Consider the following 26,066-nt stretch of genomic DNA (forward strand, 5'->3'; position numbering starts at 1 on the left):
CCTAAGTCTCCACTGTCCGTCCTTTTTGCGGGAATAAACCTGCTGGTCGATATTGTAAAAATGCCACAATGAGAGCGAATAACATAACCTTTGCCATGCTGGTAGTAGCAAAAAAACTAAAGAACTCAAACACGCCAGGAATTGATTTCACTAGGTTAGCAATCGTCCCTGAACCCAAGAGATAGTTAATCGTACCAATTGCCAAAGCCGCTACTACACTGCCCCAGAGATTGCCCACACCCCCCACCACTACCACCATGAAAGTATCCACGATGTAGTTTTGCCCTGTGTTTGGTCCCACAGAACCGAGAAAGCTAACAGCACATCCTGCAATCCCTGCTAAACCCGAACCAATCGCAAAGGTTAATGCATCTACTCGATCGGTATTGATTCCCAGACAGGCACTCATACTGCGATTTTGCGTCACTGCGCGAATGCGTAAACCCCAGGGTGATTTCTGCAAGAACAACCACATCCCTGCTAGACAAAGAACCGTTAAGACAATGATGAAAATTCTGGTGTAGGGCAGTTGTAAGTTTTCACTCACCCGCAAACCCGATCGCAGCCAAGCAGGAGCAGTAACATCCACGTTCTGGGCACCAAACCAGGGCTTGTTGACAGCTAGACCGAATCTCTGACTGAGAAACGCCCCTGTGACCAAAGATATAGCCAGGGACAGACAGAACAACACTGCCCTAGCCCAAGACGGCACCAAACGCCTTAACTTCTGGGCAAGAAAGATAGCCCCCCCGAACAAAACCAAAAACAAGACTATACCGATGACCAGCACCCAGTTCACACTGCGGACAAACTGCTGCAGTATCAAACTTACACCCCAGGTAGCCAAAAGCGTCTCTAATGGTCTGCCATAAAGAAAACGAATAACCGATCGTTCCAAAACCAGCCCAAACAGAGCTGTCACAAAAAAGGCAGCCAATAAAGCGAAGAATACATAACTCTCCTGCCAGGGCTGCCCCAAACCCTTAAAGACATTTTGCACAACAAAAGTGGTGTAAGCACCTAGCATCATTAGCTCGCCATGAGCCATGTTTATAACTCCCATCAGCCCAAACACGATCGTTAGACCGAGAGCTGCTAGGAGTAAAACTGACCCTGTAGCGATGCCGTTAAATGCTCCACTCAATAATTCCATTAAATCTTGTACTTACCTCCCTTAGCTGGATCAGACCAATCACAGGCAAAGCCCTTGGTTTCTGCTACATACTGATTCCAGGGCACAGGATCGACTGCCTTATCTGTAGAGAAGACAATATCAAACAGACCGTCATCCCGCACACGACCAATCCGCACAAACTTAGAAATGTGATGGTTAGTGTGCATCTTGATTCTACCCTCAGGAGCATCAAACTCTTGACCGTAGGCAGCTTGGCGCACTTTTTCTAAATCCTCAAATGTACCTGCCTTCTCCACAGCTTGCTTCCACAGATAGACCATGATATAAGCAGCTTCCATAGGGTCATTAACCACGCGGTCAGCACCGTACTTAGCCTTGAAACTCTCCACAAACTTCTTGCTAGCAGGCGTGTCCACTGTTTGGAAATAATTCCAAGCAGCAAAGTGACCTTTGAGAAATTCCACCCCGATCGCCTTTACTTCTTCTTCCGCAATACTGACGGACATAGACGGGTATTTATCCGGACCCAAACCTGCCCCCTGTAACTGTTTGAAAAAAGCAACATTACTGTCGCCATTGAGACTGTTGTAAATCACGCCGCCATTGGGTAGAGCTGCCTTGATCTTTGTAATGATTGGTGTTACTTCCGTACTCCCCAGGGGAATATAGTCCTCTCCTACCACTTTGCCACCCTTGGCTGCCAGCTGCGCTTTGATAATCGTGTTAGCTGTGCGAGGGAAAACGTAGTCAGAACCAACCAGGAAAAACTCCTTACCCTTATTCTCTAGCAGCCAGTCCACGGAGGGCTCAATCTGCTGATTTGGCGCTGCACCTGTGTAAAAGATATTCTTAGAACATTCCTGCCCTTCATACTGCACGGGATACCACAGCATGTGGTTTTTCTCTTCAAACACAGGCAAGACAGCTTTACGACTAGCAGAAGTCCAGCAACCAAACACAGTTGCCACCTTGTCCTGATCAATTAACTTCCGTGCCTTTTCAGCAAACGTGGGCCAATCCGAAGCACCATCTTCCACGATCGGTTCAATCTTTTTGCCCAAGACCCCCCCAGCGGCATTGATTTCCTCGATCGCCATTAACTCTGCATCTACCACACTCTTTTCACTGATTGCCATTGTTCCACTCAGGGAGTGTAAAATCCCTACCTTGATTACGTCACCACTTGTGGCGCCCCCAGGAGTACTAGGAGTAGAGGTTTGGGTAGGAGTTCCTCCCTGTTGAGTGCCGCAGGCTTTGATCAGTAAACTTGTCCCCACCAGCAAAGAGCCAGACAGCAGAAACCGACGACGATTAAAAGAAGTCATGGGCTAATTTTTCTCCTCGCAACGATAAAAACAAACTTGTCTTGTCCACACCTGCATTGAGCAAAGGATCATGTAAACAAGTTTAGGAAGATGATTAGGGAAATGAACTAAGATAGTGGTATCATATGATACCAATTACCGAAAGATTTACGCTTTGACCACAGGTTGGGGCAAGAACTGGGAGAGAAAGTTGATGACTGAATCTAGGCCTGTACCAGTTTTAAGGTTGGTAAAGACGAAGGGCTTATCTTTACGCATCTTGCGTGCATCTCTCTCCATGACTGCCAAATCTGCTCCTACGTAGGGTGCTAGGTCAATCTTGTTGATGACTAACAAGTCGGACTTGGTAATCCCAGGACCGCCTTTACGGGGAATTTTGTCACCAGCAGCAACATCAATCACGAAGATAGTTATATCAACCAGTTCGGGGCTAAAGGTAGCAGAAAGATTGTCACCTCCACTTTCCACAAAAATCACATCTAGGTCGGGGAATTGCTTTTCCAGGGTGTTAATTGCTGCCAAATTAATGGACACATCATCACGGATAGCAGTATGGGGACAGCCACCTGTTTCCACGCCAATAATCCGATCGGGGCTGAGGGCTTGGGCACGCACCAAAAACTGGGCATCTTCTTTTGTGTAGATGTCATTGGTGACGACAGCAATGTTGTAACGATCGCGTAAAGATTTGCAGAGTGCTTCTGTTAGTGCTGTTTTCCCTGACCCCACTGGTCCGGCGATGCCCACATGGAGAATGCCCATACGTTTTCCTCAAACCCTATATGGTGTATTTTAGTGAGGAGAAATGTATGAGTGGGTAAAGATGGCTACATTTGCTGCTGTTCTCCTAGAACATGACAGCCTTGTTGAGGTTGACGGTACTCTTAACTTAACAGCAGAGGAAAGACGCAAGCGCATTTTGGGTTGGCAGACAGAAGCAGGGGAGCAATTCTACTTTGAGTTGCCGAGGGGGATTTATCTGCATGATGAAGATTTGGTGCATATTCCCGATCGGGATTTGGTACTCAGAGTTGCCCCCCGACCAGAGCCGGTCATGACAGTTAGGGCTAGTAGTCCTCTACAACTTTTGCGAGCTAGCTATCATTTAGGCAATCGGCATGTGCCTCTGCAAATTAGTGAGACCTGGCTACGTTTTCCTCCCGATCCCGTCATAGCGGAAATGTTACAAGAGATGGGTTTAACTGTGGAGGAAGAGATAGTACCCTTTTACCCAGAAGTAGGCGCATATCACCATCACCATTGAACAACAGTTTTCTCGCCGCTTTACAATTGGCTAGCCCTGCTTTACCGATCGGTGCCTATAGCTATTCAGAAGGGATTGAGTGGTTGGTAGAGGAGGGGGTAATTAAAAATGGGGCTGACCTCGATCGGTGGCTGCGCCATGAATTGTGCTATGGTTCTGTTAGCTTGGATGGGCGGATACTAAAACTAATTTATCCCCTGGTAGTTGATTTTGATATTGACCACCTAATTTACTGGAATAACTGGTTATCCGCCCAAAGGGATACAGAAGAATTGCGCTACCAAAGTTGGCAAATGGGAAGTGCCCTCATTAAATTATTACAGGATATGGGTCAGTTTCCCCCTAGTTTAGCTATTAACCTAACTCCCTGTAATTATGTGGTAGCTTTTGCTATTACTGCCTATCACTGGGGTATTTCTCTGGAAGAAAGCTTGTCCATTTTCCTGTTTACTTGGTCTGCCAATATTATCAGTGCCGCAATCAAGGCAATCCCGATCGGGCAAACGGAGGGGCAGAAAATCCTATTTGATTTGCATCAACTGATTCAGGCACAGACTGGGGCGATTTTACTGACGGAGGTGGAATTAGAGAGCTGTACGATCGGGCTTGGTCTAGCTAGCATGCGCCATGAAACCCAATACAGTCGCATATTTCGCAGTTAAAATCTATGGGGAACTGGCAGGGCGAGTTAATTGCTCAGTGGGCAAATCGAGGGGGAGAAACTATATTAGCTTCCGCCTATGTCACCTCCCCTTGGCAACTACAGCGACCTTTCTATCCTGAAGGCAAAGACTGGTGTCATATTGTGACTCTGCATATTGCGGGGGGCATGGTAGGAGGGGATAAATTAACTCTTAATGGTCAGCTGGGGTCAGGAGCGAAAGTCTGTCTCACTACAGCCACGGCAGGCAAAATTTATCGATCCTTGTCTCCCCACCTAAAACAGCTAAATTACAGCCATTGGCAGTTAGACCAAGATGCCATACTAGAGTTATTCCCCCAGGAGACAATCTTATTTAGTGGTGCCCAGTTCTATCAACAATTGTTGATCAATTTACATCCCCAATCTCTCTGTTGTGGCTGGGATATTTATCGCTTCGGGCGCACAGCTAGGGGTGAGGAATTTTTAGGGGGAAAGTGGCAAAGTCACACCGAAGTTTGGTGTCAAAATCAACCCCTGTGGATCGATCGGCAGTTTATTTTAGGCACACCTGATTTTTTGCACAGCCCTAATGCTTTAGCGGGCAAATCTGTGTTGGGGACTTTCTGGCTAGTCGGGCAAGAATTATCTACCGACTTAGTGGCTATACTGCGGGAATTACTGGCAGATTGCTCAGCCACCATTGCTATTACTCGCCTCCTCAAGGGTCTAGTGTGTCGTTATCGAGGCAACTCCACAGCAGAATGTAAACAATACTTTATCTCCCTGTGGCAAAAACTACGTCCACTCTATGCCCACCGTTCCCTTTGTCTGCCCCGAGTCTGGCAATTAAAATAAAAAGTAACGCTGTGCCATTGGCAGTTCTTTAGCTGGTTCGCAGGTCAGAACTTCCCCATCTGCCCGCACAACATAGGTTTCTGGGTCAACTTCTATCTTAGGCAGCGCATTGTTTAACTTGAGGTCTTTCTTCCCGATCGTGCGGGTGTTTTCCACAGGCAATACCCGTCTTTGCAGTCCCAACATTTGGGGTACTCCTTCTTCTATGGCAATCTTGGACATAAAAGTAAAAGAAGTTTGATAGACCGATCGACCGTAACTGGCAAACATGGGACGCATGTGGATAGGCTGCGGTGTGGGAATACTGGCATTAGCGTCACCCATCTGACTCCAAGCGATCGCGCCTCCCTTTAACACCATCTCTGGTTTCACGCCAAAAAAGGCAGGTTTCCACAAACACAAATCAGCAAATTTACCCACCTCCACCGACCCCACGTAGCGGGAAATCCCATGGGTAATTGCTGGATTGATAGTGTATTTGGCAACATACCTTCGCGCGCGAAAGTTATCAGCTCTGTCATCTTCTGGCAATCTACCCCGTTGTACCTTCATCTTGTGGGCTGTCTGCCAAGTACGTATAATTACCTCTCCAATCCTACCCATAGCTTGGGAATCCGAGGAAATAATACTGAAAGCCCCCATGTCTTGCAGGATGTCTTCTGCAGCGATCGTTTCTCTTCTAATGCGTGACTCGGCAAAAGCCACATCCTCAGGGATAGCAGGGTCGAGGTGATGACAGACCATCAACATATCCAGGTGTTCTTCCAGGGTGTTGATCGTGTAGGGGCGGGTGGGGTTGGTGGAGGAAGGCAAAACGTTTGGTTCACCACAAATTCTAATGATGTCAGGAGCGTGTCCTCCGCCTGCCCCCTCAGTGTGATAGGTGTGAATTACCCTGCCCTTAAACGCCCGAATCGTATCCTCGACAAAGCCTGCCTCATTTAGGGTATCAGTGTGGATTGCTACTTGTACATCAAATTCTTCCGCCACCCCCAAACAAACATCGATCGCCGCTGGTGTTGTGCCCCAGTCTTCGTGTAATTTCAACCCGATCGCTCCTGCCCGAATTTGCTCCCGTAGCCCCTCTGGCTTGGCACTGTTCCCCTTACCCAAGAAACCTAAGTTCATAGGGAAGCTTTCTGCCGCCTCCAACATGCGGTAGATATGCCATGCTCCTGGTGTACAGGTAGTAGCACAAGTCCCCACAGCTGGACCTGTTCCCCCCCCAATCATCGTAGTAATGCCAGAAGCGATCGCCACCTCTATCTGCTGGGGACAAATGAAATGAATGTGGGAGTCAATCCCCCCCGCTGTTAGGATTAGACCCTCGCCGGCTATAATTTCTGTGCCTGGTCCAATGATGATAGTCACCCCGTCTTGCGTGTAGGGATTGCCTGCCTTACCGATCGCGGCGATTTTACCGTCCTTGATCCCCACATCCGCCTTGACAATACCCCACCAATCTAAAATGAGAGCATTGGTAATCACCGTATCCATTGCCCCTGCCCCCCTAGTGATGGGAGATTGCCCCATGCCATCGCGAATGACCTTCCCGCCGCCAAACTTCACCTCCTCCCCGTAGATGGTGTAGTCCTGCTCCACTTCAATGAATAACTCCGTATCTGCCAAGCGTACCCGATCGCCCACCGTGGGACCGTAAGTATCAGCGTAAGCGCGGCGGTGCATAGGATAGCTCATAGCTTGCCCTCCACCTTGGCATTAAACCCGTAGATTTCCCTTGTTCCCCCAAAGGGTACAAGCGTCACTTCTTTGGTATCCCCTGGCTCAAACCGCACTGCTGTTCCTGCAGGAATATCCAGGCGCATGCCCTTAGTTTTCTCTCTGTCAAATTCCAGAGCACTGTTTACCTCATAGAAATGGTAATGGGAACCTACCTGAATAGGACGATCGCCCCTGTTAGCAACAGTAATAGTTAGGGTTGGTTTGCCTGCATTGAGGATAATATCCCCTTCCCCCGTGATAATCTCTCCTGGAATCATAGCTCTAATCTCGGATGGGATGATGCACAGTCACCAGTTTAGTGCCATCGGGGAAAGTTGCCTCCACCTGGACTTCGGCAATCATTTCAGGTACACCCTCCATCACATCCGCTCTTTTGAGAATAGTAGTGCCCTCACTCATCAACTGTGCCACTGTTTTCCCCTCCCTTGCTCCCTCCAGGATAGCTGCCGTAATCATTGCCACCGCTTCAGGGTAATTTAGCTTGATGCCCCTACTTTTGCGCCGCTCTGCCAACAACGCTGCTGTAAATATTAACAACTTGTCTTTTTCTTGGGGGGTGAGTTGCATTGCCAATCTCTACAAAGTATGGGCTATATTATGGCTCAGGTGGGATTTCTTTGTAAATTGAGGAAAGGTAACAACACATCTCGACATTCATCGGGGGGCGGTGGTGGGCACTCCCTTAACTCCCGCAAGGTAAAGATTGCCTCATCTGGCAGTGTCATCACCTCTCTCCCTTTAGCCACCAGCTCACCAAAGGGCAAGTTCATGTAGTTAACAGCAAAATTCTGGGTGACTGTCAACTCTACACAACGCTGGGGCTGATTGGGCTTGCGGCTGACAATAATGCTTCTAGTATTCTGCAAAGCAAAAGTAATCAAATCGGTGCGAGTGGGGTTAGGTCTGCCTTCTAGGGGACAAATCTTCAAGTTAGCTTTGCCTATACTGGCTCCCGTAGCAGCATGTAAGCCATCAGCGATCGAGCTGAGCTGAATATATCCCCCTAGCAATCCGTTGGTGAAAAACTGCGGCATGACATGGACAACGTATAGCTCGAAGCGTTCTTGGGAAGTGTGGGGAACTTGTGCCGTAAAACCCAGTGCCCGCAGAGCTGCTCTCCCCATACGAAATCCTGCTACTGCCCAGGGTCCAGCCCCACCGTGAATGTCTTCTACCCGTTCCAGGTCGGCTTCTATGTTAGTGATTGGTTGGGGATAGGCACCACCGATCGTTTGGCACAACCAGAAAACACCAACCCCCAGTAGAGTAAGGGCTAGTCGCATATACTTTCAGTCCTTTTTTAATCAGTCAGAGGGCATGCTAGAACAGAGAAATTATTGACTATTGTAGTAATTTACACAGAAAACCAGAACAACCAAACATTTCTAAAGTTAAGAATGAGTAGAGACATCTATTACTTTAGTGCATCCTAGGATGCTACTTTCCGCTCAAGGATTTGTAAGGTGGTATGGATATTTGGCCTGTCTGGATTCCCTTCCCTATTAGTTGGTGGCGAGCTACTGTTTGTCTCCGACAGTAATTACTCTATTAGTCCTAGTATTCTGGGGAGCGGTCTTTTCTCAGCTGAGTCCCATTATAGCAATAGTACTAGTAGTAATGGGGTTTATGTTACCGTACGTAGCTTTATAGTGTGAGAGAGGCTCGCCTCATGTTTTTAGGGGCGTTAGTATCTTTGATCCTATCTACAATGATAATGATGCCTTTTGTACTTCTAACTTACCAAGAGATAGACTTAAGATATGCTGACAGAGCTACCATCGAAAGACTTGTTGAAGTGCATAGAGCAATTATGTATGTTGTTGTTGCCTATTTCTACCAAATCCACTACTGCCTGATCCAACGTCCGCAGACTAAGAAAAGCAAGCAAAACAATGACAAACAAAACAAATAACTACACAGTTGTAATAAAGATATTTGTTAGATGGGAACCGATCGGGATAAAACCATTTGTCCTTTAGTTGCTAAAATTCAAACAAAGAGCTTGACTAATTTAGCCGAAACCCCTGTGTGTCAAAAGCTGCCCAGATTGAACAGCTGAACTTGTAGGTTCCGTAAATCAATCAGCCATATCTCTCAACCACCGATCGATAGCCTAATTCCCCCACCTTGCTAGATTGACCTTAAGATTTGTTGTTACGTCCATTAACTTCCCAGTCTACCGATCGGTCAGACCAAGAACCCAGTAACCAAGTGAAGCACAGTAGCGGGATTTAAACCCACTATTCCTCAGATTTGATATATTTCCATAATCGCATCCCAGCCTACCTAGCCCGCCATCCCAGAGTTGTTGCAACCCCGCTACCCCCGATCGACACTGTGCTTACTTCTTCTCACTACAGTTCAACTAATGCTAGAGGGCATAAAAGTCTTATCTAAGAGTTTATTTTGTAAAGATTGTCCACACTCCGATCAAAACAAAACCCACCCCTGCCGCAGTGCGAAGTATTTGCGGGGATAGAAATTTTTCCAACTGCATTCCCACTAATACCCCGATCGCTGTAGCTACAATTAAAGCTGATGATGCACCTAGAAATACTACCAACTTGTTGGCTCCATCATTAGCAGAGAAGAGCATGGTAGCGATTTGGGTTTTGTCCCCCAGCTCTGCCATAAATACTGTTAAGAATACCGCTACAAATGATTTCCATAAAGACATAGACTGGCGTCCCTGATTGAAACCAATTTAGTTATAACTCCAATAGTAAACTTGTCTAGCAGAGCAAAGTCAAGAACATTTGTATCAGTTTTATTTCATATTCGATTCATAATCAATTCATGTTTTTCGTAAATGAATTAGCCTGATTTCTATCACCATGAGCTACACCCACCTAGGAAGATTTTTTGACATACTACTTGACACATCCCCTCGGCTAGGTATACCATAGCCTATGCTTGGTAGGGTCTTTAAGGATCAGCCTTGCGATTCATACTCTTTTCACATTAAGGAGAAAAAGATGGAGGCTTCTGGTAGTAGTTGCACCATAGCGACGAAGAAGGAGGCTCTGGTGTCTGACGAAAATGACCCCTACCCTGCGAGTGGCTTAGAGGCGATTGCTAAGGTAATACAGGTTTAATTGCTGGCTTTTACCTGGTGATCGCCACAGGTCACAGTAAGGGTGGCGGTTAACAGGTGAGCCAAAGGGAGAAAAGACCATAACTTCTACAGGAGAGGGTACTCCTATCCCTGGCTATTGGCTTGGGACAAGGGGGTATGGTTGTTCCCCACTCTTCGGGAGCAAGGCAGTGGCGTGTCATGTGCTTTGCCCCTGGGCAGCTCATCCTGGTCAAGACAAGGGATTAGATACTTCTATCTAGTCCTTGATTTGTTATTGGTTCTTGTCCACGGTGCGTCTAATCAAGGAGGTAGTTGCCATGTTCGCAGTATTTTGGGAGTACATTTTTGACCATTTAGACGATGTACTGGCAGTGATGTTCAGCCAGTTCCTCAAGGTGTGGTTTTCTCGCTGGCTCGATCGGTGCATGAGACAGCAACTGCAAGAAGCTTCCCAGCACTGAAACTACTAGCATCAGAGGAGAGTAGCTATGCGAAACACGCAAACTAGAACCCGTCCCAGGCGGGCTAGCACCCATGAGATAGCCTGGGAAAACGCCAAATTGTCCCTGCGGGTATTAGAAGAAGCTAGTGCAGACATTGAGGCTGTGCTGCGCTCTCTCAAGGCTAGTCCGCAGGGCCTAACGGAAGATGAGGTGCGCGAACGCCTGCGCAAGTATGGCAAAAATGAAGTGAGACATGAAAAGCCACCTGCTTGGTATATGCAGCTGTTCAAGGCTTTCAATAATCCCTTTGTCTGGATATTGGTGGTGCTGGCTAGTGTTTCTTTTGTCTTGGACTACCTGCTAGCTGAACCAGGAGAAGGCAGCCTCAAAACCGTGATCATTCTCTCGATCATGGTGCTGGTGAGTGGTTTTCTCCGCTTTTTCCAAGAGTATCGTTCTACTCAAGCGGCAGAAAAACTGAAGGCTATGGTGAGTACTACTGCTACAGTGATTCGCCGCGATCGCTTGGATACCAGAGGCACAAGACGGGAAGTGCCTTTAAGTGAACTAGTACCAGGGGACATCGTGGCATTGTCGGCAGGGGACATGATCCCAGCAGATGTGCGCTTGCTCAGCGCTAAAGACCTCTTTGTCAGTCAGGCGGTACTCACAGGCGAATCTCTGCCGGTGGAGAAATATGACACTCTCGGCAGTGTGGTAGAAAAGCGGGCTGATGTGGTGGTAGCTCATGATCAGGTGAGTGTGTTGGACATTCCTACTGTGTGCTTCATGGGCACAAACGTAGTGAGTGGTACAGCTACTGCTGTCGTAGTTTCTACTGGCGATCACACCTACTTTGGTTCACTGGCAAAGAATATCGTTGGCAGACGCGTCCTCACTAGCTTTGAGAAGGGTGTGAATCGGGTGAGCTATCTCCTGATTACCTTTATGGCAGTGATGGTACCGATCGTCTTCCTGATCCAGTGGTTTACCAAAGGTGAGTTTTTGGATGCGTTTCTGTTCTCCCTGTCCATTGCGGTGGGCTTGACACCGGAAATGTTGCCGATGATTGTAACTGCCAATCTGGCAAGGGGAGCAGTGGTAATGGCGAAGCAGAAAGTAGTCGTTAAGCGCATCAATGCCATTCAGAACTTTGGGGCGATGGATGTACTCTGCACTGACAAAACGGGGACATTGACTTTGGACAAAATCATTCTCGAGCGCCATGTGAACATTCATGGTTATGAGGATGATGAACCGCTGGAATATGGCTACTTGAACAGCTACTATCAAACGGGCTTGAAAAACCTGCTAGATGTAGCAGTGCTGGAACATGTGGAACTCAATACTTCCCTCAGACCAGCGGAGAACTACGCCAAGATTGATGAAATTCCCTTTGACTTTGTGCGGCGGCGCATGTCTGTCGTGGTGCAGCCCTTGACGGAGCAGGCAGAGGGTAAGCATATCCTCATCTGCAAAGGAGCGGTAGAGGAACTATTCAATATCTGCACCCATGCCAAATATCAAGGGGAAGTGATGCCCATGAATGACTTTGTGCGCATGGAAGGTATGCGAGTTACCCAAAGACTCAACGAAGAAGGGTTTAGGGTGATTGCTGTTGCCTACAAGGAAATGCCAATCCCGATGGATACTGTGCCCAGTTATGGTATTCAAGATGAATGGGATTTAACTCTAGTTGGTTATCTGGCATTCCTTGACCCGCCTAAAGACAGTGCTATTGAGGCGATCGCCGCTTTGCAGGACAATGGCATCAAGGTCAAAGTCATCACTGGGGACAATGACATCGTTACCCGCAAGGTCTGCCAAGAAGTCGGTTTGGCGATTGAGGGGGTATTAGTAGGTAGTCAGATTGAAAACATGGGTGACGCCGAACTCATGGAACAACTAGACAGCACTACTGTATTTGCCAAAGTCTCCCCTCTACAAAAGGCGCGGATTGTGCGACTCCTGCGGGAGCAAGGGCATACCGTAGGTTATTTGGGGGATGGCATCAATGATGCGGCGGCATTGCGGGATGCTGACGTGGGCATCTCCGTTGATACAGCGGTGGACATTGCCAAAGAATCAGCAGATATTATTCTGCTAGAGAAAAATCTCATGGTGCTAGAGCGGGGTGTAATTGAGGGACGGCGTACCTTTGCCAACATTCTCAAATACCTCAACATGACTGCTAGTTCCAACTATGGCAATGTCTTTAGTGTGCTCGGTTCGAGTGCGGTTTTACCATTCCTACCCATGCAACCTATTCACTTGCTCATCCAAAACTTAATCTATGACCTCTCCCAAACCACCATTCCTTTTGACAGTGTGGATAAGGAGTTTCTGATGAAACCCCAGAAATGGAATGTGCCTAATATTGGCAGGTTTATGCTGTTCATTGGTCCTATCAGTTCCATTTTTGACTACGCCACCTACATCCTCATGTGGTTTGTATTTTCTGCTAACACACCAGAGGAAGTAAAACTGTTCAACACAGGTTGGTTTGTGGAAGGTTTGCTGTCCCAAACCCTAGTCGTACACATGTTGCGCACGGCTAAAATCCCCTTTGTCCAAAGTTGGCCCTCTTTGCCTGTGCTGCTTTCCACTGGTACAGCGATCGTGGCGGGGATGATTATTCCTTTCACGCCACTAGGGGAAAGTGTGGGGATGGTGCCTCTACCTGCTGATTATTTTGGCTGGTGCTGGGCAATTCTTTTGTCCTATTGTGCGCTGACTCAATTCCTCAAAGGGTTCTATATCCGCACCTTTGGTACTTGGCTGTAGTGAGTAAATTCAGGAGGTTAGTATGAATATAGTGTTGCAAAATGTCTGGGCAGCATGGGCAGCAGTAGCTGGTATCTTTCTTAGTTATTACCTACTCATCTACTTCATTGTGGTGGTGCTGATGAAACAAGGTGCGCCCCGTCGTCCCCGCAACAAGTTCGCTAGGAATTACTAGACCAATACCTAAATGCTCTTTCTTGGTGATAAGGGAGGTGTAGCTATGGACATCAAAAAATTTATCTGCCCGATCGCTCCCTACTGGGGGGTAAAAGACCCGTTTAACTGCGAATTCAATATCCATCTACAAGTCTTTGCTCAGCGGGTATCTTTACTAGCAGGGCTACATACCGGCGGCAAACTCTCTACGGCTGAAGTGACGCAACAGCTACTTGCTATGTGGGGTGAGCTACAACCCTATTTGCAGGAAACAGACCCTAGTTGCCATAAACCAGAGCTATTGTCTTAGTTTTGGCGGTGAACTGTGCTATGTCCCAACTTCAACGAACTGTTTAGCCACCTCACCCATCTGGAGACGATCGAGCATCGACTCTGTCTGTTTACAGCGGAGGAGATTGCTCAGCACTAACCCTACATCGGCAGGCTTTGGTACTGCTACTTTTGCCCAGAAGTAGGGCTGAGGTAGTGTTCTAGCGCTTGCGATTGATAGAGCAGGTTCAACTGCTGCAGGAACTTGACATGTGGTTAACTCCTTACCCTTATAATTTGTTGCCGACATGCACAGGGGGTTATCTCGTGCTAGGACAGCAGTACGGGATATGATGATGCAAACTAGCTGAATACTTTGTGAGGGCGATCGCTAATTGCGGTTTGCCCCCCTAAAGCTGTCATGGGGAAACAATAGTTTCCAGTGTAAGAATCGGATTAAAAGGCTGTCAGTCGCCAAAGTTCCCAAAGGGTCAGGACATAATTTTAGAGTTATGCACCAGACCTCAATGATATTGAGCATGATTTTAGAAGAGGCTGAGGATGTGTACTACTGCGGGAATAATTCCCAACTGTTGCACTGAAATCTCTTTAGAAATTTGCCCTACTTACTAGAAGCTTAAGAGCAAATTGTCAACTCCACTTGTACCCACAAATATAAAACCCGATCGTTGCCCCCATCATCAACAAAGGAGTCAGCCAATCGCCCCACTGCACATAGAGGGTTTGGGTAGAGCGCGGATAGACAGTAGCAATGTGGGTTGCAGTTGTGTTTAAGCCCGATAGCCATAGAGTGCGCCCCTGGGGATCAACAATGGCAGAATAACCTGTATTAGTAACCCGAACCGCATACCGATCGGTCTCGATCGCGCGGGCTACATCTTGGGCATGGTGTTGCCAGGGCATAGCAGGGGCATAGTGGGCGTTGTTAGAAGCAGTGAGGATGATTTGTCCTCCCCTGTGGGCTTGGCGGCGAAAGTGATCAGGGAAGGCGGACTCATAGCAAATTCCCACAATCCATCTACCCCAGGGAGTATCGACAATTTGATCGGAGGCACCAGGGATAAACTCCCCTTCCAGGGGGGACAGACGCTGAGCAATTCCCTCTAGCAGTTGGGGCACATATTCCCCTAGGGGTACTAACTTGACTTTGTCAAACCTTGCCAGGGGACTAGAGTCCTGCCCCCATAAAATGAGACTATTTTGCTGCCCCGTTACACCTAGCCACAGGGGTACACCATAGGTTGCTAATAAATCTGCCATTGCCTGATATGCCCCCTGCTCGCTCCCAGGTAGAGCACCTTCTGGTGTGACAATCACATCTACCCCCGATCGGGCTAGGGATTGATACCCCTGCCGATAGCGCTCTAAGGACAGTTGCACGCCCTGGGGAGAAAATTTTTCCCGATTGCTGACGTTGCCTTGAATTAACCCCACCCTGATTCCTCTGGCTTCATTCACTACAGGTAGCTGTAGCTGCCACCAGCCATAACCGATCGTGATCAATAAAAAAATAGCCCCCCCCATTGTTAAACGAAAAGAAAAATTTAGTAGCAACTCTGCCAGGAGACCGTTGCTGAAAACCAGTAGCGCGGTGATAGTTTGCTGCCCTGACCATCTGCCCCACTGTAGTATCAGTAAATTATGGGGGCTTTGGGTAAAGCCCAGGGCTGACCAGTAAAGGGGCGACCAACTCCATAGTCGTTCTAGCCCACAGAATAGCCCCACCCCAACTACCAGACGCAGCCATAGGGGTAAACCGATCGTGCCTGCCATCCCCATCGCCCACAGGCCCACGAGCAGTGCGCCCCATACCACTACAGCCAACCAAATACCGCAGGCAATCGCCACACTCTGGAGCCAGGGTAGCCCTAACCAGTCGAGGGGGTGTACCCCTGTAAGCCACAACAACGCCAAACCATGGTAGCATCCCCCCCACAGCAACCCCAAAGCCAAAGCCAATCTTAACTTTGTACCCTGCACTGCCCACCAGAGGGGAGCAAGACTGACCCAGCCCCCCCACCAACAATCCCAGGGAGCAGGACAAAGCCCCATGCCCACCCCCCCCAAGATGGCAAGAAGAAATCTATTCAATCTCCAGTTTAAGGTTAGGCATCAAGCGTTGTAGGTTCTTCAGGGATTTGCTCTGCCAGGGAATAGTTTTTGCCCCCCTGACCGTCACCTCGATCGTGTTGCGCTTGCGGGCATTAATTACAAATTTAGAGAGAATATTAATGCCTGAACTGTTAAGAAACTCCAGCTTGCGTAGGTCTAAACAAATATGGACACTTTGGTCAGAAATTAAGCTCTCCAGTAAATCCACAATGGGTTGATATTCCTCTGCTCCACTGAGACGCAGCGATCCCTGAAACACCACTTCATTAGTTTCTGGTAAGTATTGCACTTCGTAATCTTCGGCCTGAATGGTTGTCTGCATATTTAGACCCTCTCTGCAATGTTAATCTTGACGGAAGTAATTACATAGTGAACCTGCTTGCCATGAATCTCTTTAGTCTCAAACTTCCAGCCCAGTTCAGCAGCATAGTCATTGATCATAGTGAGAAAACCCAGTCCGGAGCTATTAGTGTCTTCCATGGCATTGCGCTCGATCGTTTCGATGTAGAGTTCATAGGGGTCAGAGTTAGTCAACTTTTCTAAATATAGCTTAAACTGCTCCATCCGTTCCTCAGATAGACTGTTGGTTGCAATAAATAAAATCTGATTTTCGTCGGAGTGGAGGGTAATGCTGGTAGGGAAAATAGTAGACTCATCGCTAAACTTCATGGCATTTTCCAGGAGTTCATTAGCGATAAAACTAACAGCGCTTTTGATCTCTGCCTGTACGTTGACCCCATTGTCATTCTCCCCCCCTGGGTAAAAGGTAGCAAAATAGTCTGCCATAAAATTAGCAGATAAGCCACTGGTTCTCCACCGCTGACGTACCTTTTGGGAGGCGGGATAAAACTTAAGCGCTAGGAACTCGTGAATACCAGGAATTCTATCGATATACTTCCCATAAATTTGCGCCATGGCTTACTCCTGGAGGCAGTCACTGACGATTGTAGCGCTTAACCCTACACATTCCAAGACAACTGGGCTAAAAATCCTGGTCTTGCTAGTTGATATGACTAGAGTATAATAAAAAACGCTGTTTTTTTGACCAAACACTATGCCCCTTAGCCTTGCCTGTAAACCCCGTCCTGCTCACCTAAATCCCCGTGCTTTGCGTCGCCAGGGCTGGACACCCGCTACTATCTATGGGCACAAGGGGAATGGCTCCGACTCGGTGATGATCGATGTTCCTCAATTGAAACAGCTGCTTGCCCATGCTTTAGTCAACAATACCCTGATTGCCACTACGGTAGAAGGGGGAGAATTCCAAGGCAATACCATCATCAAAGAGATTCAACGCCACCCCTACAAAAAGGAAGTTTTCCACATTAGTTTATTTGCTGTAGACCAGAAGCCCAAAATCGAGGTGGTGGTACCGCTGGTGTTTAAGGGTACGCCGGCTGGAGTCAAGGCAGGTGGCTCTATTCAATTGTTGATGAAGAGTGTCAAGGTAGTGTGCCCCCCCGATCGAGTGCCGGACAAGTTTGAGGTAGATATTTCCCACCTGGAGATGCGCCAGGGCATTCGGGTGGCGGACTTGCCCTTGCCGGAGGGATTAACAGTCGCCTCTGACCCTCGTACTTTATTGATGAGTGTGTTGGCAGGTCGCTTAAAATAGGGCTGTCCCTCGGAGCTTAGCCATGAGTGATCCCCAAGCCAGTGCCAGACAGTTACTAGGTATGAAGGGGGCGGATGTTAAAGCCACTGCTCTCTGGAAAATCCACTTGCAACTAATGAAGCCAATTACCTGGATTCCCCTCATATGGGGAGTAATTTGTGGTGCGGCTTCCTCTGGTGGTTATCGTTGGACTGGGGAGAATTTCCTGGCTGCCCTTGCCTGTATGCTCCTCTCGGGACCGTTGATGGCAGGCTATACCCAGACGCTAAATGATTACTATGACCGCGAGATTGATGCTATCAATGAACCCTATCGCCCCATTCCGTCTGGTGCTATCCCCTTGAGAAATGTGATTATCCAAATCTGGGTACTCCTTCTCCTAGGGTTTACGGTGGCAATTTTACTCGACCTATGGGCGGGGCATCGCACCTTTACTTTGACCATTATTACAGCGATCGGTGCCTTCCTTGCCTATATCTATTCTGCTCCTCCCCTCAAACTGAAGCAGAATGGTTGGTTAGGTAACTATGCCCTGGGTGCTAGTTATATTGCGCTGCCTTGGTGTGCAGGGCAAGCCCTCTTTGGCAAGTTGAGTTGGCAGATTGTGGCAATTACCATGTTTTACAGTTTGGCAGGGTTGGGGATTGCGGTAGTCAATGACTTCAAGAGTGTAGAAGGAGATAGACAACTAGGGTTAAAGTCTCTGCCGGTCATGTTTGGTGTGCAGCGAGCAGCCCAGATTGCCGCTTTTATGATCGATGTGTTTCAGATCGGCATTGCTCTCTACCTAGTAGCGATCGGGGAGCAGCTGTTAGCCAGTCTGCTAGTGTTGCTGGTTATTCCCCAGATTACTTTCCAAGATATGTACTTTTTACGCGATCCCGTCGCCAATGATGTGAAATATCAAGCCAGTGCCCAGCCATTCCTAGTGTTGGGGATGCTGGTAGCAGCCATTGCTATGGGTAAACATCCCCTAGGGTGAGCTTGGCGAACCCAACGGTGGTGAGCTAGTCGAACCTCGATCGTTTAGAAATGTAAATAGGGGGAGGGGCAAGGGGCTAAGCCGATAGTAGGATAAATTAGAACTTAAGATCGCAGTTTTAGGTTAATTAAATGGCTATAACAACTTCTAGCGGTGCTGTCGATGCCCGCCCCCAACTATATCAAACTGCCTTATCTGCCACGATCGTGCAATTAGAACAGCAGGATCGTTACCCTGGGCGCACAGAACTGGAAGACCTCAACACTTTCTATCAGAGCAGTCTCAAGCGGCTAGAGATTGCTGCCATCATCACCCAGAACTCCGAAACCATAGTCTCCAAGGGAGCGGGGCGGATTTTTACGGGAGGTTCGCCTATGGCGTTCCTGGAAAAGCCCAAGGAAGAAGAGAAAAAGGGGATGGATGGGCAAAGAATTGACATTGTCCGTGCTATGACCCTGGGAACAGTCACCTATGCGGAAGCGAGCAGTGGTTTCTTTGAACTATTGCGTTCCTTCTTCAGTGCAGAGGGTGTAATAGAGATTCCCCCTGGCTTCCGTCCCATTAACATTGCCACCTACGGTGCCGAGCGGATGAAGAAATCCCTAAGGGACTTGAGTTGGTTTGTGCGCTATACCACCTATGCCATGGTGGCAGGTGACCCCAATATCTTGGCACAGAACGTGCGGGGCTTGCGGGAAATTATTGAAAATGCCTGCTCTGCCGATGCCACGCTGGTAGCTCTCCAAGCGATGCGCAATGCAGCTATGAGTTACTTCCGCAATGACCAAGAGGCAAAGGACATTGTTGCCCAGTATTTCAATGTAGCAATTGCGGAATTCAAAGCCCCTACCCCTTCCAACAAACTGCGGCAACGGGACTCCAGGGACTTGCAGGGGTTGAGCTTACCGCAAATTTACTTCAATACAGCGGAGAGAAGGCAGAAATTTGTCATGAAGCCTGGTCTATCTGCCAGTGAGAAGAATGAGGTAATTAAAGCTGCCTACCGTCAGATTTTTGAACGGGATATTACCCGCGCCTACGGACTTAAACTAGACGACCTGGAATCCAAGGTAAAGAATGGTGAGATTTCCATGAAGGAATTCATCCGCCGTCTGGGTAAGTCCCCCCTCTACCGTGACCAGTTCTTTACTCCCTACATCAACTCCCGCGCTTTGGAATTAGCCTTTAAGCATTTCCTGGGGCGTGCCCCTGAGTCTCGCGAAGAGGTGCAAAAGTATTTTGCCATCGTGTCCCAGGGTGGTTTGCCTGCCCTCATTGATGCCCTGGTAGATTCCCGCGAATACAGCGACTACTTTGGCGAGGAGACTGTACCTTATAAGCGAGGACTGGGACAGGAAGCCCAACCTGCCCGTAACTGGGGTGCCCAATTTGACCTGTTCAACTATTCTGCCCCCTTCCGTAAGATTCCCCAGTTCATTACCCTGTTTGCCAGTTACAAGAAGCCGCTGCCGGATCAACACGTTTACGGTTCGGGCAATGACCCCCTGGAAATTCAATTTGGGGCTATCTTCCCCAAGGAAACCCGCAACCCCAGTGCTTCCCCTGCCTACTTTAGCAAGGATACCCGTCGCATCCTCATTCGCAATGGCCCTGCAATTACCAACCAAGTCAGCAATCCTGGGGCAAGGGGAGAAGCGCCAGGTAGTCTCGGTCCCAGAGTCTTGAAGTTGGATCAGTTGCCTGCTTTTAAGGGGAAAAAGTACAACAAGAATGCTAGTGTTAAATTTGCGGAAACTTCTACCCAGGCGGTCATCCGTGCTATCTACCAGCAAGTGATCGGTCGTCAGGTCTATGAGGGGCAGCGCCTTACTGTGGATGAAATCAAACTGGAGAACGGAGAAATTACCGTGCGGGAATTCGTCCGCCGTCTGGCTAAATCCCCCCTCTTCCGTGACCTCTATTGGTCAAAATTGTATGTGTGCAAGGCGATCGAGTACATTCACCGCCGCCTGTTGGGTCGTCCCACCTATGGTCGGGAGGAGATGAACCGCTACTATGACATTTGCTACAAGAAGGGGTTTTATGCCCTGGTGGATGCCATCATCGATAGCAAGGAGTACGAGGAAAGTTTTGGGGAAGACACGGTTCCCTATGAGCGCTATTTGACTCCCAAGGGTCTAGCGCTGCGCACCAATCGGCTGGCAACGGTGGGCACTAAGGGCATGATGGTGGAAAAAGAAGAAACACCTAAGTTCATCACCCTTGGTCAACCCACGATGCAGATGAATGACTATGTGATCAAGACTCTGATAGAGCAGGGTGTCAGCAAGAAGCGGGAGCAGCGCAAAATCTTCAAGCTCACCAACCTCGACCCTGTCAGTGTACAAGCCTTGGCACGGGCTGCTTATCGCCAGGTATTCGAGCGGGATATGGATGCCTACGTGGCTGATGCTCAGTTTAGTCGCTATGTCAGTAAGTTGCAGAATGGGGAGATCACGGTGAAGGAGTTTATCCTGGCCCTTGGTACTTCCGATCTCTACATCAAGGAGTTCTATACTCCCTATCCCAATACCAAGGTGATTGAATTAGGGACTAAACACTTCCTGGGCAGAGCGCCCCTTGATCAGGCGGAAATCCGTAAATACAACCAGTTGTTGGCGACCAAGGGCATCAAGGCATTCATCTTTGCCCTCGTAAACAGCCAGGAGTACGCTGAGGTGTTTGGTGAAGATACGGTGCCCTACAACCGCTTTGCCACTTTCCCAGCTGCTAATTTCCCCAATACCCAGAAGCTCTACAATCAGCTGACGAAGCAGGATAAATCGATCGTTGTGCCCAGCTTTCCCCCCATCCAACCGCGGATGGATGCAGCGGAAATGCCCCTGACTAAGCAATTGCTAACTAAGTAGTTAGGGTTTCCATCAAATTCGGTAATTGCCCCTGCGGGGGCTTTTTTATGCTATCTATCTACGGGGTAAGCATGACCTCTTGGGAGAGGTTGAGAATGGTTTGGATTAGTTCTTCTCGCACTGCCTCTACCCGATCGTTATCAACCTGACAGGTACCGGCGTTAGTGTGCCCGCCCCCCCCGTAGCGCAGCATTAGAGCACCGACATTGACAGGGGAAGTGCGATTGAGGATAGATTTACCAACGGCAAAGACAGTATTTTGTTGTTTGACACCCCAAATAATGTGCATAGAAATATTACAGTCCGGGTTGAGGGCGTAGACCATAAAGCGATTGCCAGGGTAGATTATTTCTTCTTCCCGTAAGTCCACAACCACTAGGGGGTGAATCACTTGGCACACTCGTTGTAACTGGGCTTTGAACTTGTCCTCGTATTCTCTGTAGAGGTCGACTCTCTCCTTGACATCGGGCTGCGCCATCACCTCCGCAATGGACATGGTGCGCAGATATTCTGTCAAATCCAGCATCAATTGATAGTTGGAAATACGGAAATCCTTGAACCGTCCCAAACCAGTGCGGGCATCTAGTAAAAAACTCAGCAAAGTCCAGCCTGTGGGTTGCAAAATTTCCTCTAGCGTAAACTGGGCAGCATCCGACTTGTCCACCGCTGCCATCATCTCCTGGGATAGTTGGGGCAATTTCAGCTTACCGCCATAGTAGTTGTAGACCACCCGTGCTGCGGAAGGAGCCTCTGGGTCGATAATAAGATTGGGGGGGGCAGATGCCAAGCGCAGGGTCTCACTGTAGTGGTGGTCGAAGGCGAGATACACGCCGGGAACGTAGGGCAAATTGGCAGTAATGTCCCGCTCGGTGACTGTTATCTTGCCATCCTGCATATCCTTGGGGTGGGCAAAGACAATTTCATCGATTAAGTCTAGTTCCTTTAGAATGACAGCGCAGACAATCCCATCTAGGTCGCTGCGAGTAATCAATCTATACTTTGCCATGCCATTTCCCAGCGCTCGCCTTCCCTAATATTACCCTTTTCTGCCCTATTTGAAGAAAAGTAAATTTTCCGTTGCAAACACCCATTTGCCTGATAATCAAGTAAAATCAAGCCAAATCGTTAGGAGTGAACTATGACCCCCATCACTGCCATGCTGGCCGAAGAAGAAGAGTTTGAAGAAGAGGAGCTGGAAGAGGAGGAAGAGTACGACGAGGACGAAGAGTATGAAGATGATGATGACTACGAAGAAGAAGACGAGGAGGATTAAGATTTAGATGGAAATCATCCCCGCGATCGACATCCTAGAGGGGCGGTGCGTTAGGTTGTATCAGGGGGACTATCAGCAAGCGGAAGTGTTCAGCGATGACCCCCTAGCAGTCGCCCGCCGCTGGTATGAGGAAGGTGCCCATGCTCTCCACGTGGTGGATTTAGACGGTGCCCGATCGGGGGAACCCCAAAACCTCAAAGTTATCGAGGCGATTGCGCGGTCAGTTCCCGTTCATGTACAGGTGGGGGGAGGATTGCGCAGTCGTAATACAATTATGGCAGTATTATCGACAGGAGTCAGTCGGGTCATTTTGGGCACGATTGCTGTGGAAGCACCCCAGTTGGTGGCAGATATTTGTGGGGAATTTCCCGGTCAGGTGCTGGTCAGTATTGATGCCAGAAATGGCAAAGTGGCGACCCAGGGCTGGCTACACACAGCGGAAGTTTGCGCCACTGAATTAGCCCCCCGTTTAGCCACCTTGGGGATTGCGGGTATTGTCTACACAGACATTCAGCGGGACGGTACCCTGCAAGGACCTAACCTCGAGCAACTCCGTCAACTGGCAATGGCGGTAGATGTGCCTATTATCGCTTCAGGTGGTATCAGTACTGTGCAAGACCTGTTAAATTTGCTCACCCTTGAACCTTTGGGAGTCACAGGGGTAATTATTGGTAAAGCTCTCTATACTGGCAATCTTGACCTCAAAACTGCTATACGTGCTGTGCGCTACCAAGATGTCACCAGTGATCGGGGCTGGGCGTAAAACCTAAAGAAAAACAGCAATCTAGGGGGAGGGGCAAGAGAGACCGCTAAAATGCTCCCTAGTATCGTATCCTGCCTATGGTGCAAGCACTAATAGAAGAGAATCCCCTAAGAGTAGGACTAACTCAGGAACGCACACCGGAACCGTTAATCCTTGTTATCTTCGGGGCATCAGGGGACTTAACGGCGCGTAAGTTAGTACCAGCAGTTTATCATCTCCGCCAGCAGCGGCGGTTGCCACCGGAAATTACGATCGTGGGGGTGGCACGGCGGGAGTGGAGTCACGATTATTTTCGGGAGCAGATGCGCCAGGGAGTGGAGACCTACGGGCAGGGGATAGGAGCTGAGGCGGTGTGGCAGGACTTTGCCCAGGGTTTGTACTACTGTGCTGCTGACATGGACGACCCTGCCAGTTATCAGAAACTCAATAAACTCCTAACGGAACTAGACGAGATTAGGGGGACACGGGGCAATCGTGTCTTTTATCTGGCAGTGGCACCGAAATTCTTCGCCGAAGCGATTCGTCAACTGGGCTACGCTGGCATGATTAAAAGTCCAGAAAAGACTCGCCTGGTGATTGAAAAGCCCTTTGGTCGAGATTTGTCCTCTTGTCAAGAACTGAACAAAGTAGTGCAGCAGGTCTGTGATGAACGGCAGGTCTATCGCATCGACCACTATCTTGGTAAAGAAACTGTCCAGAACCTGTTAGTATTGCGCTTTGCCAATGCTATCTTTGAACCCCTGTGGAACCGTCAGTACGTTGACCACATCCAAATTACCGTTGCCGAAAGTGTGGGAGTAGAAGACCGGGCTGGCTATTACGAAACCGCTGGGGCATTGCGGGATATGTTGCAGAACCATTTGATGCAGTTGTTCTGTCTGACAGCCATGGAACCCCCTAACCAACTGGAGGCGGATGCTCTCAGAAATGAAAAAGTCAAAGTGATCCAAGCTACCCACCTGGCTGATACCAAAAATCTGCAGTACGCAGCAGTTAGAGCGCAGTACGGACCAGGGTGGATGAAGGGCAAGGAGGTGCCAGGATACCGATCGGAGCCGGGGGTTAATCCCAACTCCACCAGGGAAACCTATGTAGCAATGAAGTTTTTCGTGGACAACTGGCGGTGGCAGGGGGTACCCTTTTATCTCCGCACAGGGAAGCGCATGCCCAAAAAGGTGACGGAAATTGCGATTGAGTTTCGCCAAGTGCCCTATCTTTTGTTCAAATCAGTGGCAGGGCAAGTTAGTCCTAACATTCTTATCCTGCGCATTCAGCCCAATGAGGGAGTCGCTCTCAGATTTGAGGCAAAAATGCCAGGGACAGAGTTGCGCTCCCGCTCGGTGGAGATGGATTTTGCCTATGGTAAAACCTTTGGCATTGGCGGGTCAGATGCCTACGACCGCTTGCTGCTAGACTGTATGTTGGGTGACCAAACCCTATTTACCCGCGCTGATGAAGTAGAAGCAGCTTGGCAATTGGTGACTCCCGCCCTCAATGCTTGGGATATACCTACTGACCCCAACTCTATTCCTCTCTACGAAGCGGGGACATGGGGGCCCAAGGAAGCGGAAGAGCTAATTAACCGGGATGGAAGACAGTGGAGGCGCATATGAGTTCTGTGATTTCTCTCTATAGCCCAAAGGATGTATCCTTTGCCCAAATTGACCAGGAGCTAAACAAAATTTGGCAAGCCTACGGAGAGCACGCTGCTGCTAGAGCTAGTACCTTTAACTTAATTGTCTACGAACCTAAGGGAGACCTAGCCAGTGTGCAAACCACGATCGATGTCATTGCTGCCCAAAGCCCCTGTCGTGTCATCTGTCTGTTGCCCCAGCCCGGGGAAGATGAGGGAATTACTGCCCAGGTTGCCTCCTATTGCCCCATTCAGAGAAGTCGGAGTAACTTGATCTGTGGTGAATACATTACCCTCAGGGGGACAAAAGCTGCCTTTGAACGGGTTTACCCTCTTCTAAGGGAACTGACACTGCAGGATTTGCCCGTATTTGTCTGGTGGAAGGACAGCCCTGATATTGGCAGCCTCCTGTTTGAACGGTTGATGCAAAATGTCGATCGCTTAATCCTGGACTCCTCTCTGTTTAGCGATGTCAGTCGTGACTTAGTTCTAGTAAGCAATCTCTTAGAAGCAGGGATTGCAGTGGCTGATTTGAACTGGCGCCGAATTAATCCCTGGCAGGAACTCACAGCCCAAGCCTTTGACCCCCCCGATCGCCGCCAAGCGGTTTGGGACATAGATGGGATCACGATCGATTACGAACGGGGCAACAGCGCTCAAGCCCTGATGTTCTTGGGGTGGATAGCTAGTCGTTTGCAGTGGCAACCCGTGGGACGGAGTTTTGGCGGCGGGGATTATAACCTAGAGCACATCTGGTTTAGGGGTAAGGATGGTATAGAAGTACGGGCGGAACTAGCGGCAATTCCCGTGGGGAACCCTGGGCTGGTGGTGGGAGATTTGATTGGCTTGCGGCTCTCCTCTTCTAAGCAAAACTCCGATGCTTGCAATATATTCTGTTCCGAATCCACGGGCTGTATGCGTATGGAAGCGGCAGGTGGTGCCCAGGGCTGTCGTACCCACATCGTTACTCCCCTAACCGACCAAAGTGCTGATGTGTTACTGGTGCAACAGATGCAACGCTACGGCAGGGAAGCCCTCTACGAAGAGAGCATGGCAGTTACCAAGCAGATTCTGGAATTACCTGTTGCCAGTGGAACGTAAAA

The 26,066-nt window shown here is 48.9% G+C and carries 26 protein-coding genes; 14 read left to right on the forward strand and 12 right to left on the reverse strand.

All coding sequences use genetic code 11. The features are described from left to right. Nucleotide 1: 1 nt before the first annotated feature. The 3 genes from NZM01_08110 to ureG all read right to left on the reverse strand — a co-directional run bounded on the left by NZM01_08110 (nucleotide 2) and on the right by ureG (nucleotide 3,222). Nucleotides 2–1,153 carry a branched-chain amino acid ABC transporter permease gene (locus tag NZM01_08110; protein ID MCS6959999.1) on the reverse strand — a complete coding sequence of 384 codons (1,152 nt, stop codon included), beginning with the start codon at nucleotides 1,151–1,153 and terminating at the stop codon, nucleotides 2–4. Continuing rightward, nucleotides 1,153–2,460: an urea ABC transporter substrate-binding protein gene (gene urtA, locus NZM01_08115; protein ID MCS6960000.1), complete on the reverse strand. Its 1,308-nt coding sequence runs from the start codon at nucleotides 2,458–2,460 to the stop codon at nucleotides 1,153–1,155. Before urtA ends, NZM01_08110 begins: the two co-directional genes overlap by 1 nt. Nucleotides 2,461–2,607: 147 nt before the next feature. Then, nucleotides 2,608–3,222, reverse strand: a complete 615-nt coding sequence (ureG, locus tag NZM01_08120) for an urease accessory protein UreG (protein ID MCS6960001.1) — start codon at nucleotides 3,220–3,222, stop codon at nucleotides 2,608–2,610. A gap of 43 nt (nucleotides 3,223–3,265) precedes the next feature. On the opposite strand from ureG, the gene ureE reads away from it, so the two are divergent. Genes ureE through NZM01_08135 form a run of 3 tightly spaced genes read left to right on the forward strand, consistent with a single transcriptional unit; the run spans nucleotide 3,266 to nucleotide 5,222 of the window. Next, complete coding sequence (gene ureE, locus NZM01_08125; protein ID MCS6960002.1) at nucleotides 3,266–3,724, forward strand: urease accessory protein UreE; 459 nt, start codon at nucleotides 3,266–3,268, stop codon at nucleotides 3,722–3,724. Next, a complete protein-coding gene (locus NZM01_08130; protein MCS6960003.1) occupies nucleotides 3,721–4,386 on the forward strand; it encodes an urease accessory protein UreF in 666 nt (221 codons plus the stop codon). The genes ureE and NZM01_08130 overlap by 4 nt, the downstream gene beginning before the upstream one ends. A 5-nt stretch (nucleotides 4,387–4,391) precedes the next feature. Continuing rightward, nucleotides 4,392–5,222 (forward strand): urease accessory protein UreD, encoded by an 831-nt coding sequence (locus tag NZM01_08135; protein ID MCS6960004.1) that lies wholly within the window; start codon nucleotides 4,392–4,394, stop codon nucleotides 5,220–5,222. On the opposite strand, the gene ureC is transcribed toward NZM01_08135, so the two are convergent. From ureC to NZM01_08160, 5 genes are all read right to left on the reverse strand, one after another. Then, entirely contained in the window at nucleotides 5,214–6,920 is a 1,707-nt protein-coding gene (gene ureC, locus NZM01_08140; protein MCS6960005.1) for an urease subunit alpha, read from the reverse strand. The genes NZM01_08135 and ureC overlap by 9 nt on opposite strands. Further along, complete coding sequence (locus NZM01_08145; protein MCS6960006.1) at nucleotides 6,917–7,222, reverse strand: urease subunit beta; 306 nt, start codon at nucleotides 7,220–7,222, stop codon at nucleotides 6,917–6,919. The genes ureC and NZM01_08145 overlap by 4 nt, the downstream gene beginning before the upstream one ends. A 4-nt stretch (nucleotides 7,223–7,226) precedes the next feature. Next, entirely contained in the window at nucleotides 7,227–7,532 is a 306-nt protein-coding gene (gene ureA / locus NZM01_08150) for an urease subunit gamma (protein ID MCS6960007.1), read from the reverse strand. A gap of 35 nt (nucleotides 7,533–7,567) precedes the next feature. After that, the gene (locus NZM01_08155; protein ID MCS6960008.1) at nucleotides 7,568–8,248 is read right to left on the reverse strand and encodes a formylmethanofuran dehydrogenase subunit E family protein; all 681 of its coding nucleotides are present in this window, start codon (nucleotides 8,246–8,248) and stop codon (nucleotides 7,568–7,570) included. Between the two features lie 1,118 nt (nucleotides 8,249–9,366). Then, nucleotides 9,367–9,642: a TMEM165/GDT1 family protein gene (locus NZM01_08160; protein ID MCS6960009.1), complete on the reverse strand. Its 276-nt coding sequence runs from the start codon at nucleotides 9,640–9,642 to the stop codon at nucleotides 9,367–9,369. 716 nt (nucleotides 9,643–10,358) lie between these two features. On the opposite strand from NZM01_08160, the gene NZM01_08165 reads away from it, so the two are divergent. From NZM01_08165 to NZM01_08180, 4 genes are read left to right on the forward strand one after another with little or no spacing between them, the layout of a single operon-like run. Then, complete coding sequence (locus tag NZM01_08165; protein ID MCS6960010.1) at nucleotides 10,359–10,502, forward strand: hypothetical protein; 144 nt, start codon at nucleotides 10,359–10,361, stop codon at nucleotides 10,500–10,502. 27 nt (nucleotides 10,503–10,529) lie between these two features. Beyond that, nucleotides 10,530–13,268, forward strand: coding sequence for a magnesium-translocating P-type ATPase (gene mgtA, locus NZM01_08170; GenBank protein MCS6960011.1), 2,739 nt, complete (start codon nucleotides 10,530–10,532; stop codon nucleotides 13,266–13,268). Between the two features lie 22 nt (nucleotides 13,269–13,290). Next, on the forward strand, nucleotides 13,291–13,443 hold the full coding sequence (locus tag NZM01_08175) for a hypothetical protein (GenBank protein MCS6960012.1): 153 nt from the start codon (nucleotides 13,291–13,293) through the stop codon (nucleotides 13,441–13,443). A 45-nt stretch (nucleotides 13,444–13,488) separates the two neighbouring features. Beyond that, nucleotides 13,489–13,734 carry a hypothetical protein gene (locus NZM01_08180; protein MCS6960013.1) on the forward strand — a complete coding sequence of 82 codons (246 nt, stop codon included), beginning with the start codon at nucleotides 13,489–13,491 and terminating at the stop codon, nucleotides 13,732–13,734. A gap of 611 nt (nucleotides 13,735–14,345) precedes the next feature. On the opposite strand, the gene lnt is transcribed toward NZM01_08180, so the two are convergent. Genes lnt through NZM01_08195 form a run of 3 tightly spaced genes read right to left on the reverse strand, consistent with a single transcriptional unit; the run spans nucleotide 14,346 to nucleotide 16,742 of the window. Further along, the gene (gene lnt, locus NZM01_08185; GenBank protein ID MCS6960014.1) at nucleotides 14,346–15,767 is read right to left on the reverse strand and encodes an apolipoprotein N-acyltransferase; all 1,422 of its coding nucleotides are present in this window, start codon (nucleotides 15,765–15,767) and stop codon (nucleotides 14,346–14,348) included. Between the two features lie 31 nt (nucleotides 15,768–15,798). Then, nucleotides 15,799–16,149: a hypothetical protein gene (locus tag NZM01_08190; GenBank protein MCS6960015.1), complete on the reverse strand. Its 351-nt coding sequence runs from the start codon at nucleotides 16,147–16,149 to the stop codon at nucleotides 15,799–15,801. Between the two features lie 2 nt (nucleotides 16,150–16,151). Further along, complete coding sequence (locus NZM01_08195) at nucleotides 16,152–16,742, reverse strand: DUF6272 family protein (GenBank protein MCS6960016.1); 591 nt, start codon at nucleotides 16,740–16,742, stop codon at nucleotides 16,152–16,154. 139 nt (nucleotides 16,743–16,881) lie between these two features. Here NZM01_08195 and NZM01_08200 point away from each other — a divergent pair, with 139 nt between their 5' ends. The 3 genes from NZM01_08200 (at nucleotide 16,882) to NZM01_08210 (ending at nucleotide 21,294) form a co-directional block, all read left to right on the forward strand. Next, the gene (locus tag NZM01_08200) at nucleotides 16,882–17,442 is read left to right on the forward strand and encodes a 50S ribosomal protein L25 (GenBank protein ID MCS6960017.1); all 561 of its coding nucleotides are present in this window, start codon (nucleotides 16,882–16,884) and stop codon (nucleotides 17,440–17,442) included. A gap of 22 nt (nucleotides 17,443–17,464) precedes the next feature. Then, nucleotides 17,465–18,424 carry a chlorophyll synthase ChlG gene (gene chlG / locus NZM01_08205; protein ID MCS6960018.1) on the forward strand — a complete coding sequence of 320 codons (960 nt, stop codon included), beginning with the start codon at nucleotides 17,465–17,467 and terminating at the stop codon, nucleotides 18,422–18,424. Between the two features lie 131 nt (nucleotides 18,425–18,555). Beyond that, nucleotides 18,556–21,294, forward strand: a complete 2,739-nt coding sequence (locus NZM01_08210) for a phycobilisome rod-core linker polypeptide (GenBank protein ID MCS6960019.1) — start codon at nucleotides 18,556–18,558, stop codon at nucleotides 21,292–21,294. 58 nt (nucleotides 21,295–21,352) lie between these two features. Here NZM01_08210 and NZM01_08215 read toward each other — a convergent pair whose 3' ends face one another. Beyond that, nucleotides 21,353–22,300 carry an exopolyphosphatase gene (locus NZM01_08215; protein MCS6960020.1) on the reverse strand — a complete coding sequence of 316 codons (948 nt, stop codon included), beginning with the start codon at nucleotides 22,298–22,300 and terminating at the stop codon, nucleotides 21,353–21,355. Between the two features lie 132 nt (nucleotides 22,301–22,432). Here NZM01_08215 and NZM01_08220 point away from each other — a divergent pair, with 132 nt between their 5' ends. From NZM01_08220 to NZM01_08235, 4 genes are all read left to right on the forward strand, one after another. Beyond that, nucleotides 22,433–22,567 (forward strand): hypothetical protein, encoded by a 135-nt coding sequence (locus NZM01_08220; protein MCS6960021.1) that lies wholly within the window; start codon nucleotides 22,433–22,435, stop codon nucleotides 22,565–22,567. A gap of 7 nt (nucleotides 22,568–22,574) precedes the next feature. Beyond that, nucleotides 22,575–23,330, forward strand: a complete 756-nt coding sequence (hisA, locus tag NZM01_08225) for a 1-(5-phosphoribosyl)-5-[(5-phosphoribosylamino)methylideneamino]imidazole-4-carboxamide isomerase (protein MCS6960022.1) — start codon at nucleotides 22,575–22,577, stop codon at nucleotides 23,328–23,330. A 77-nt stretch (nucleotides 23,331–23,407) separates the two neighbouring features. Beyond that, nucleotides 23,408–24,943 carry a glucose-6-phosphate dehydrogenase gene (gene zwf, locus NZM01_08230; protein ID MCS6960023.1) on the forward strand — a complete coding sequence of 512 codons (1,536 nt, stop codon included), beginning with the start codon at nucleotides 23,408–23,410 and terminating at the stop codon, nucleotides 24,941–24,943. Beyond that, nucleotides 24,940–26,064 (forward strand): glucose-6-phosphate dehydrogenase assembly protein OpcA, encoded by a 1,125-nt coding sequence (locus tag NZM01_08235; protein MCS6960024.1) that lies wholly within the window; start codon nucleotides 24,940–24,942, stop codon nucleotides 26,062–26,064. The genes zwf and NZM01_08235 overlap by 4 nt, the downstream gene beginning before the upstream one ends. Nucleotides 26,065–26,066: the final 2 nt, after the last annotated feature.

The sequence above is a fragment of the Pseudanabaenaceae cyanobacterium SKYG29 genome (genome assembly GCA_025055675.1).
In the GTDB taxonomy this organism is placed as follows: domain Bacteria; phylum Cyanobacteriota; class Cyanobacteriia; order Pseudanabaenales; family Pseudanabaenaceae; genus M5B4.

Bases quoted from the DNA above. Each gene is read 5' to 3' on its own strand.
- hisA (MCS6960022.1), top strand. From the start codon at position 22,575: ATGGAAATCATCCCCGCGATCGACATCCTAGAGGGGCGGTGCGTTAGG.
- NZM01_08160 (MCS6960009.1), bottom strand. From the start codon at position 9,642: ATGTCTTTATGGAAATCATTTGTAGCGGTATTCTTAACAGTATTTATG.
- zwf (MCS6960023.1), top strand. From the start codon at position 23,408: ATGGTGCAAGCACTAATAGAAGAGAATCCCCTAAGAGTAGGACTAACT.
- NZM01_08135 (MCS6960004.1), top strand. From the start codon at position 4,392: ATGGGGAACTGGCAGGGCGAGTTAATTGCTCAGTGGGCAAATCGAGGG.
- NZM01_08215 (MCS6960020.1), bottom strand. From the start codon at position 22,300: ATGGCAAAGTATAGATTGATTACTCGCAGCGACCTAGATGGGATTGTC.
- ureE (MCS6960002.1), top strand. From the start codon at position 3,266: ATGTATGAGTGGGTAAAGATGGCTACATTTGCTGCTGTTCTCCTAGAA.
- NZM01_08235 (MCS6960024.1), top strand. From the start codon at position 24,940: ATGAGTTCTGTGATTTCTCTCTATAGCCCAAAGGATGTATCCTTTGCC.
- NZM01_08180 (MCS6960013.1), top strand. From the start codon at position 13,489: ATGGACATCAAAAAATTTATCTGCCCGATCGCTCCCTACTGGGGGGTA.
- chlG (MCS6960018.1), top strand. From the start codon at position 17,465: ATGAGTGATCCCCAAGCCAGTGCCAGACAGTTACTAGGTATGAAGGGG.
- NZM01_08190 (MCS6960015.1), bottom strand. From the start codon at position 16,149: ATGCAGACAACCATTCAGGCCGAAGATTACGAAGTGCAATACTTACCA.
- lnt (MCS6960014.1), bottom strand. From the start codon at position 15,767: ATGGGGCTTTGTCCTGCTCCCTGGGATTGTTGGTGGGGGGGCTGGGTC.
- urtA (MCS6960000.1), bottom strand. From the start codon at position 2,460: ATGACTTCTTTTAATCGTCGTCGGTTTCTGCTGTCTGGCTCTTTGCTG.
- NZM01_08155 (MCS6960008.1), bottom strand. From the start codon at position 8,248: ATGCGACTAGCCCTTACTCTACTGGGGGTTGGTGTTTTCTGGTTGTGC.
- ureC (MCS6960005.1), bottom strand. From the start codon at position 6,920: ATGAGCTATCCTATGCACCGCCGCGCTTACGCTGATACTTACGGTCCC.
- NZM01_08165 (MCS6960010.1), top strand. From the start codon at position 10,359: ATGTTCGCAGTATTTTGGGAGTACATTTTTGACCATTTAGACGATGTA.
- ureA (MCS6960007.1), bottom strand. From the start codon at position 7,532: ATGCAACTCACCCCCCAAGAAAAAGACAAGTTGTTAATATTTACAGCA.
- NZM01_08145 (MCS6960006.1), bottom strand. From the start codon at position 7,222: ATGATTCCAGGAGAGATTATCACGGGGGAAGGGGATATTATCCTCAAT.
- mgtA (MCS6960011.1), top strand. From the start codon at position 10,530: ATGCGAAACACGCAAACTAGAACCCGTCCCAGGCGGGCTAGCACCCAT.
- ureG (MCS6960001.1), bottom strand. From the start codon at position 3,222: ATGGGCATTCTCCATGTGGGCATCGCCGGACCAGTGGGGTCAGGGAAA.
- NZM01_08200 (MCS6960017.1), top strand. From the start codon at position 16,882: ATGCCCCTTAGCCTTGCCTGTAAACCCCGTCCTGCTCACCTAAATCCC.
- NZM01_08220 (MCS6960021.1), top strand. From the start codon at position 22,433: ATGACCCCCATCACTGCCATGCTGGCCGAAGAAGAAGAGTTTGAAGAA.
- NZM01_08195 (MCS6960016.1), bottom strand. From the start codon at position 16,742: ATGGCGCAAATTTATGGGAAGTATATCGATAGAATTCCTGGTATTCAC.
- NZM01_08110 (MCS6959999.1), bottom strand. From the start codon at position 1,153: ATGGAATTATTGAGTGGAGCATTTAACGGCATCGCTACAGGGTCAGTT.
- NZM01_08175 (MCS6960012.1), top strand. From the start codon at position 13,291: ATGAATATAGTGTTGCAAAATGTCTGGGCAGCATGGGCAGCAGTAGCT.
- NZM01_08210 (MCS6960019.1), top strand. From the start codon at position 18,556: ATGGCTATAACAACTTCTAGCGGTGCTGTCGATGCCCGCCCCCAACTA.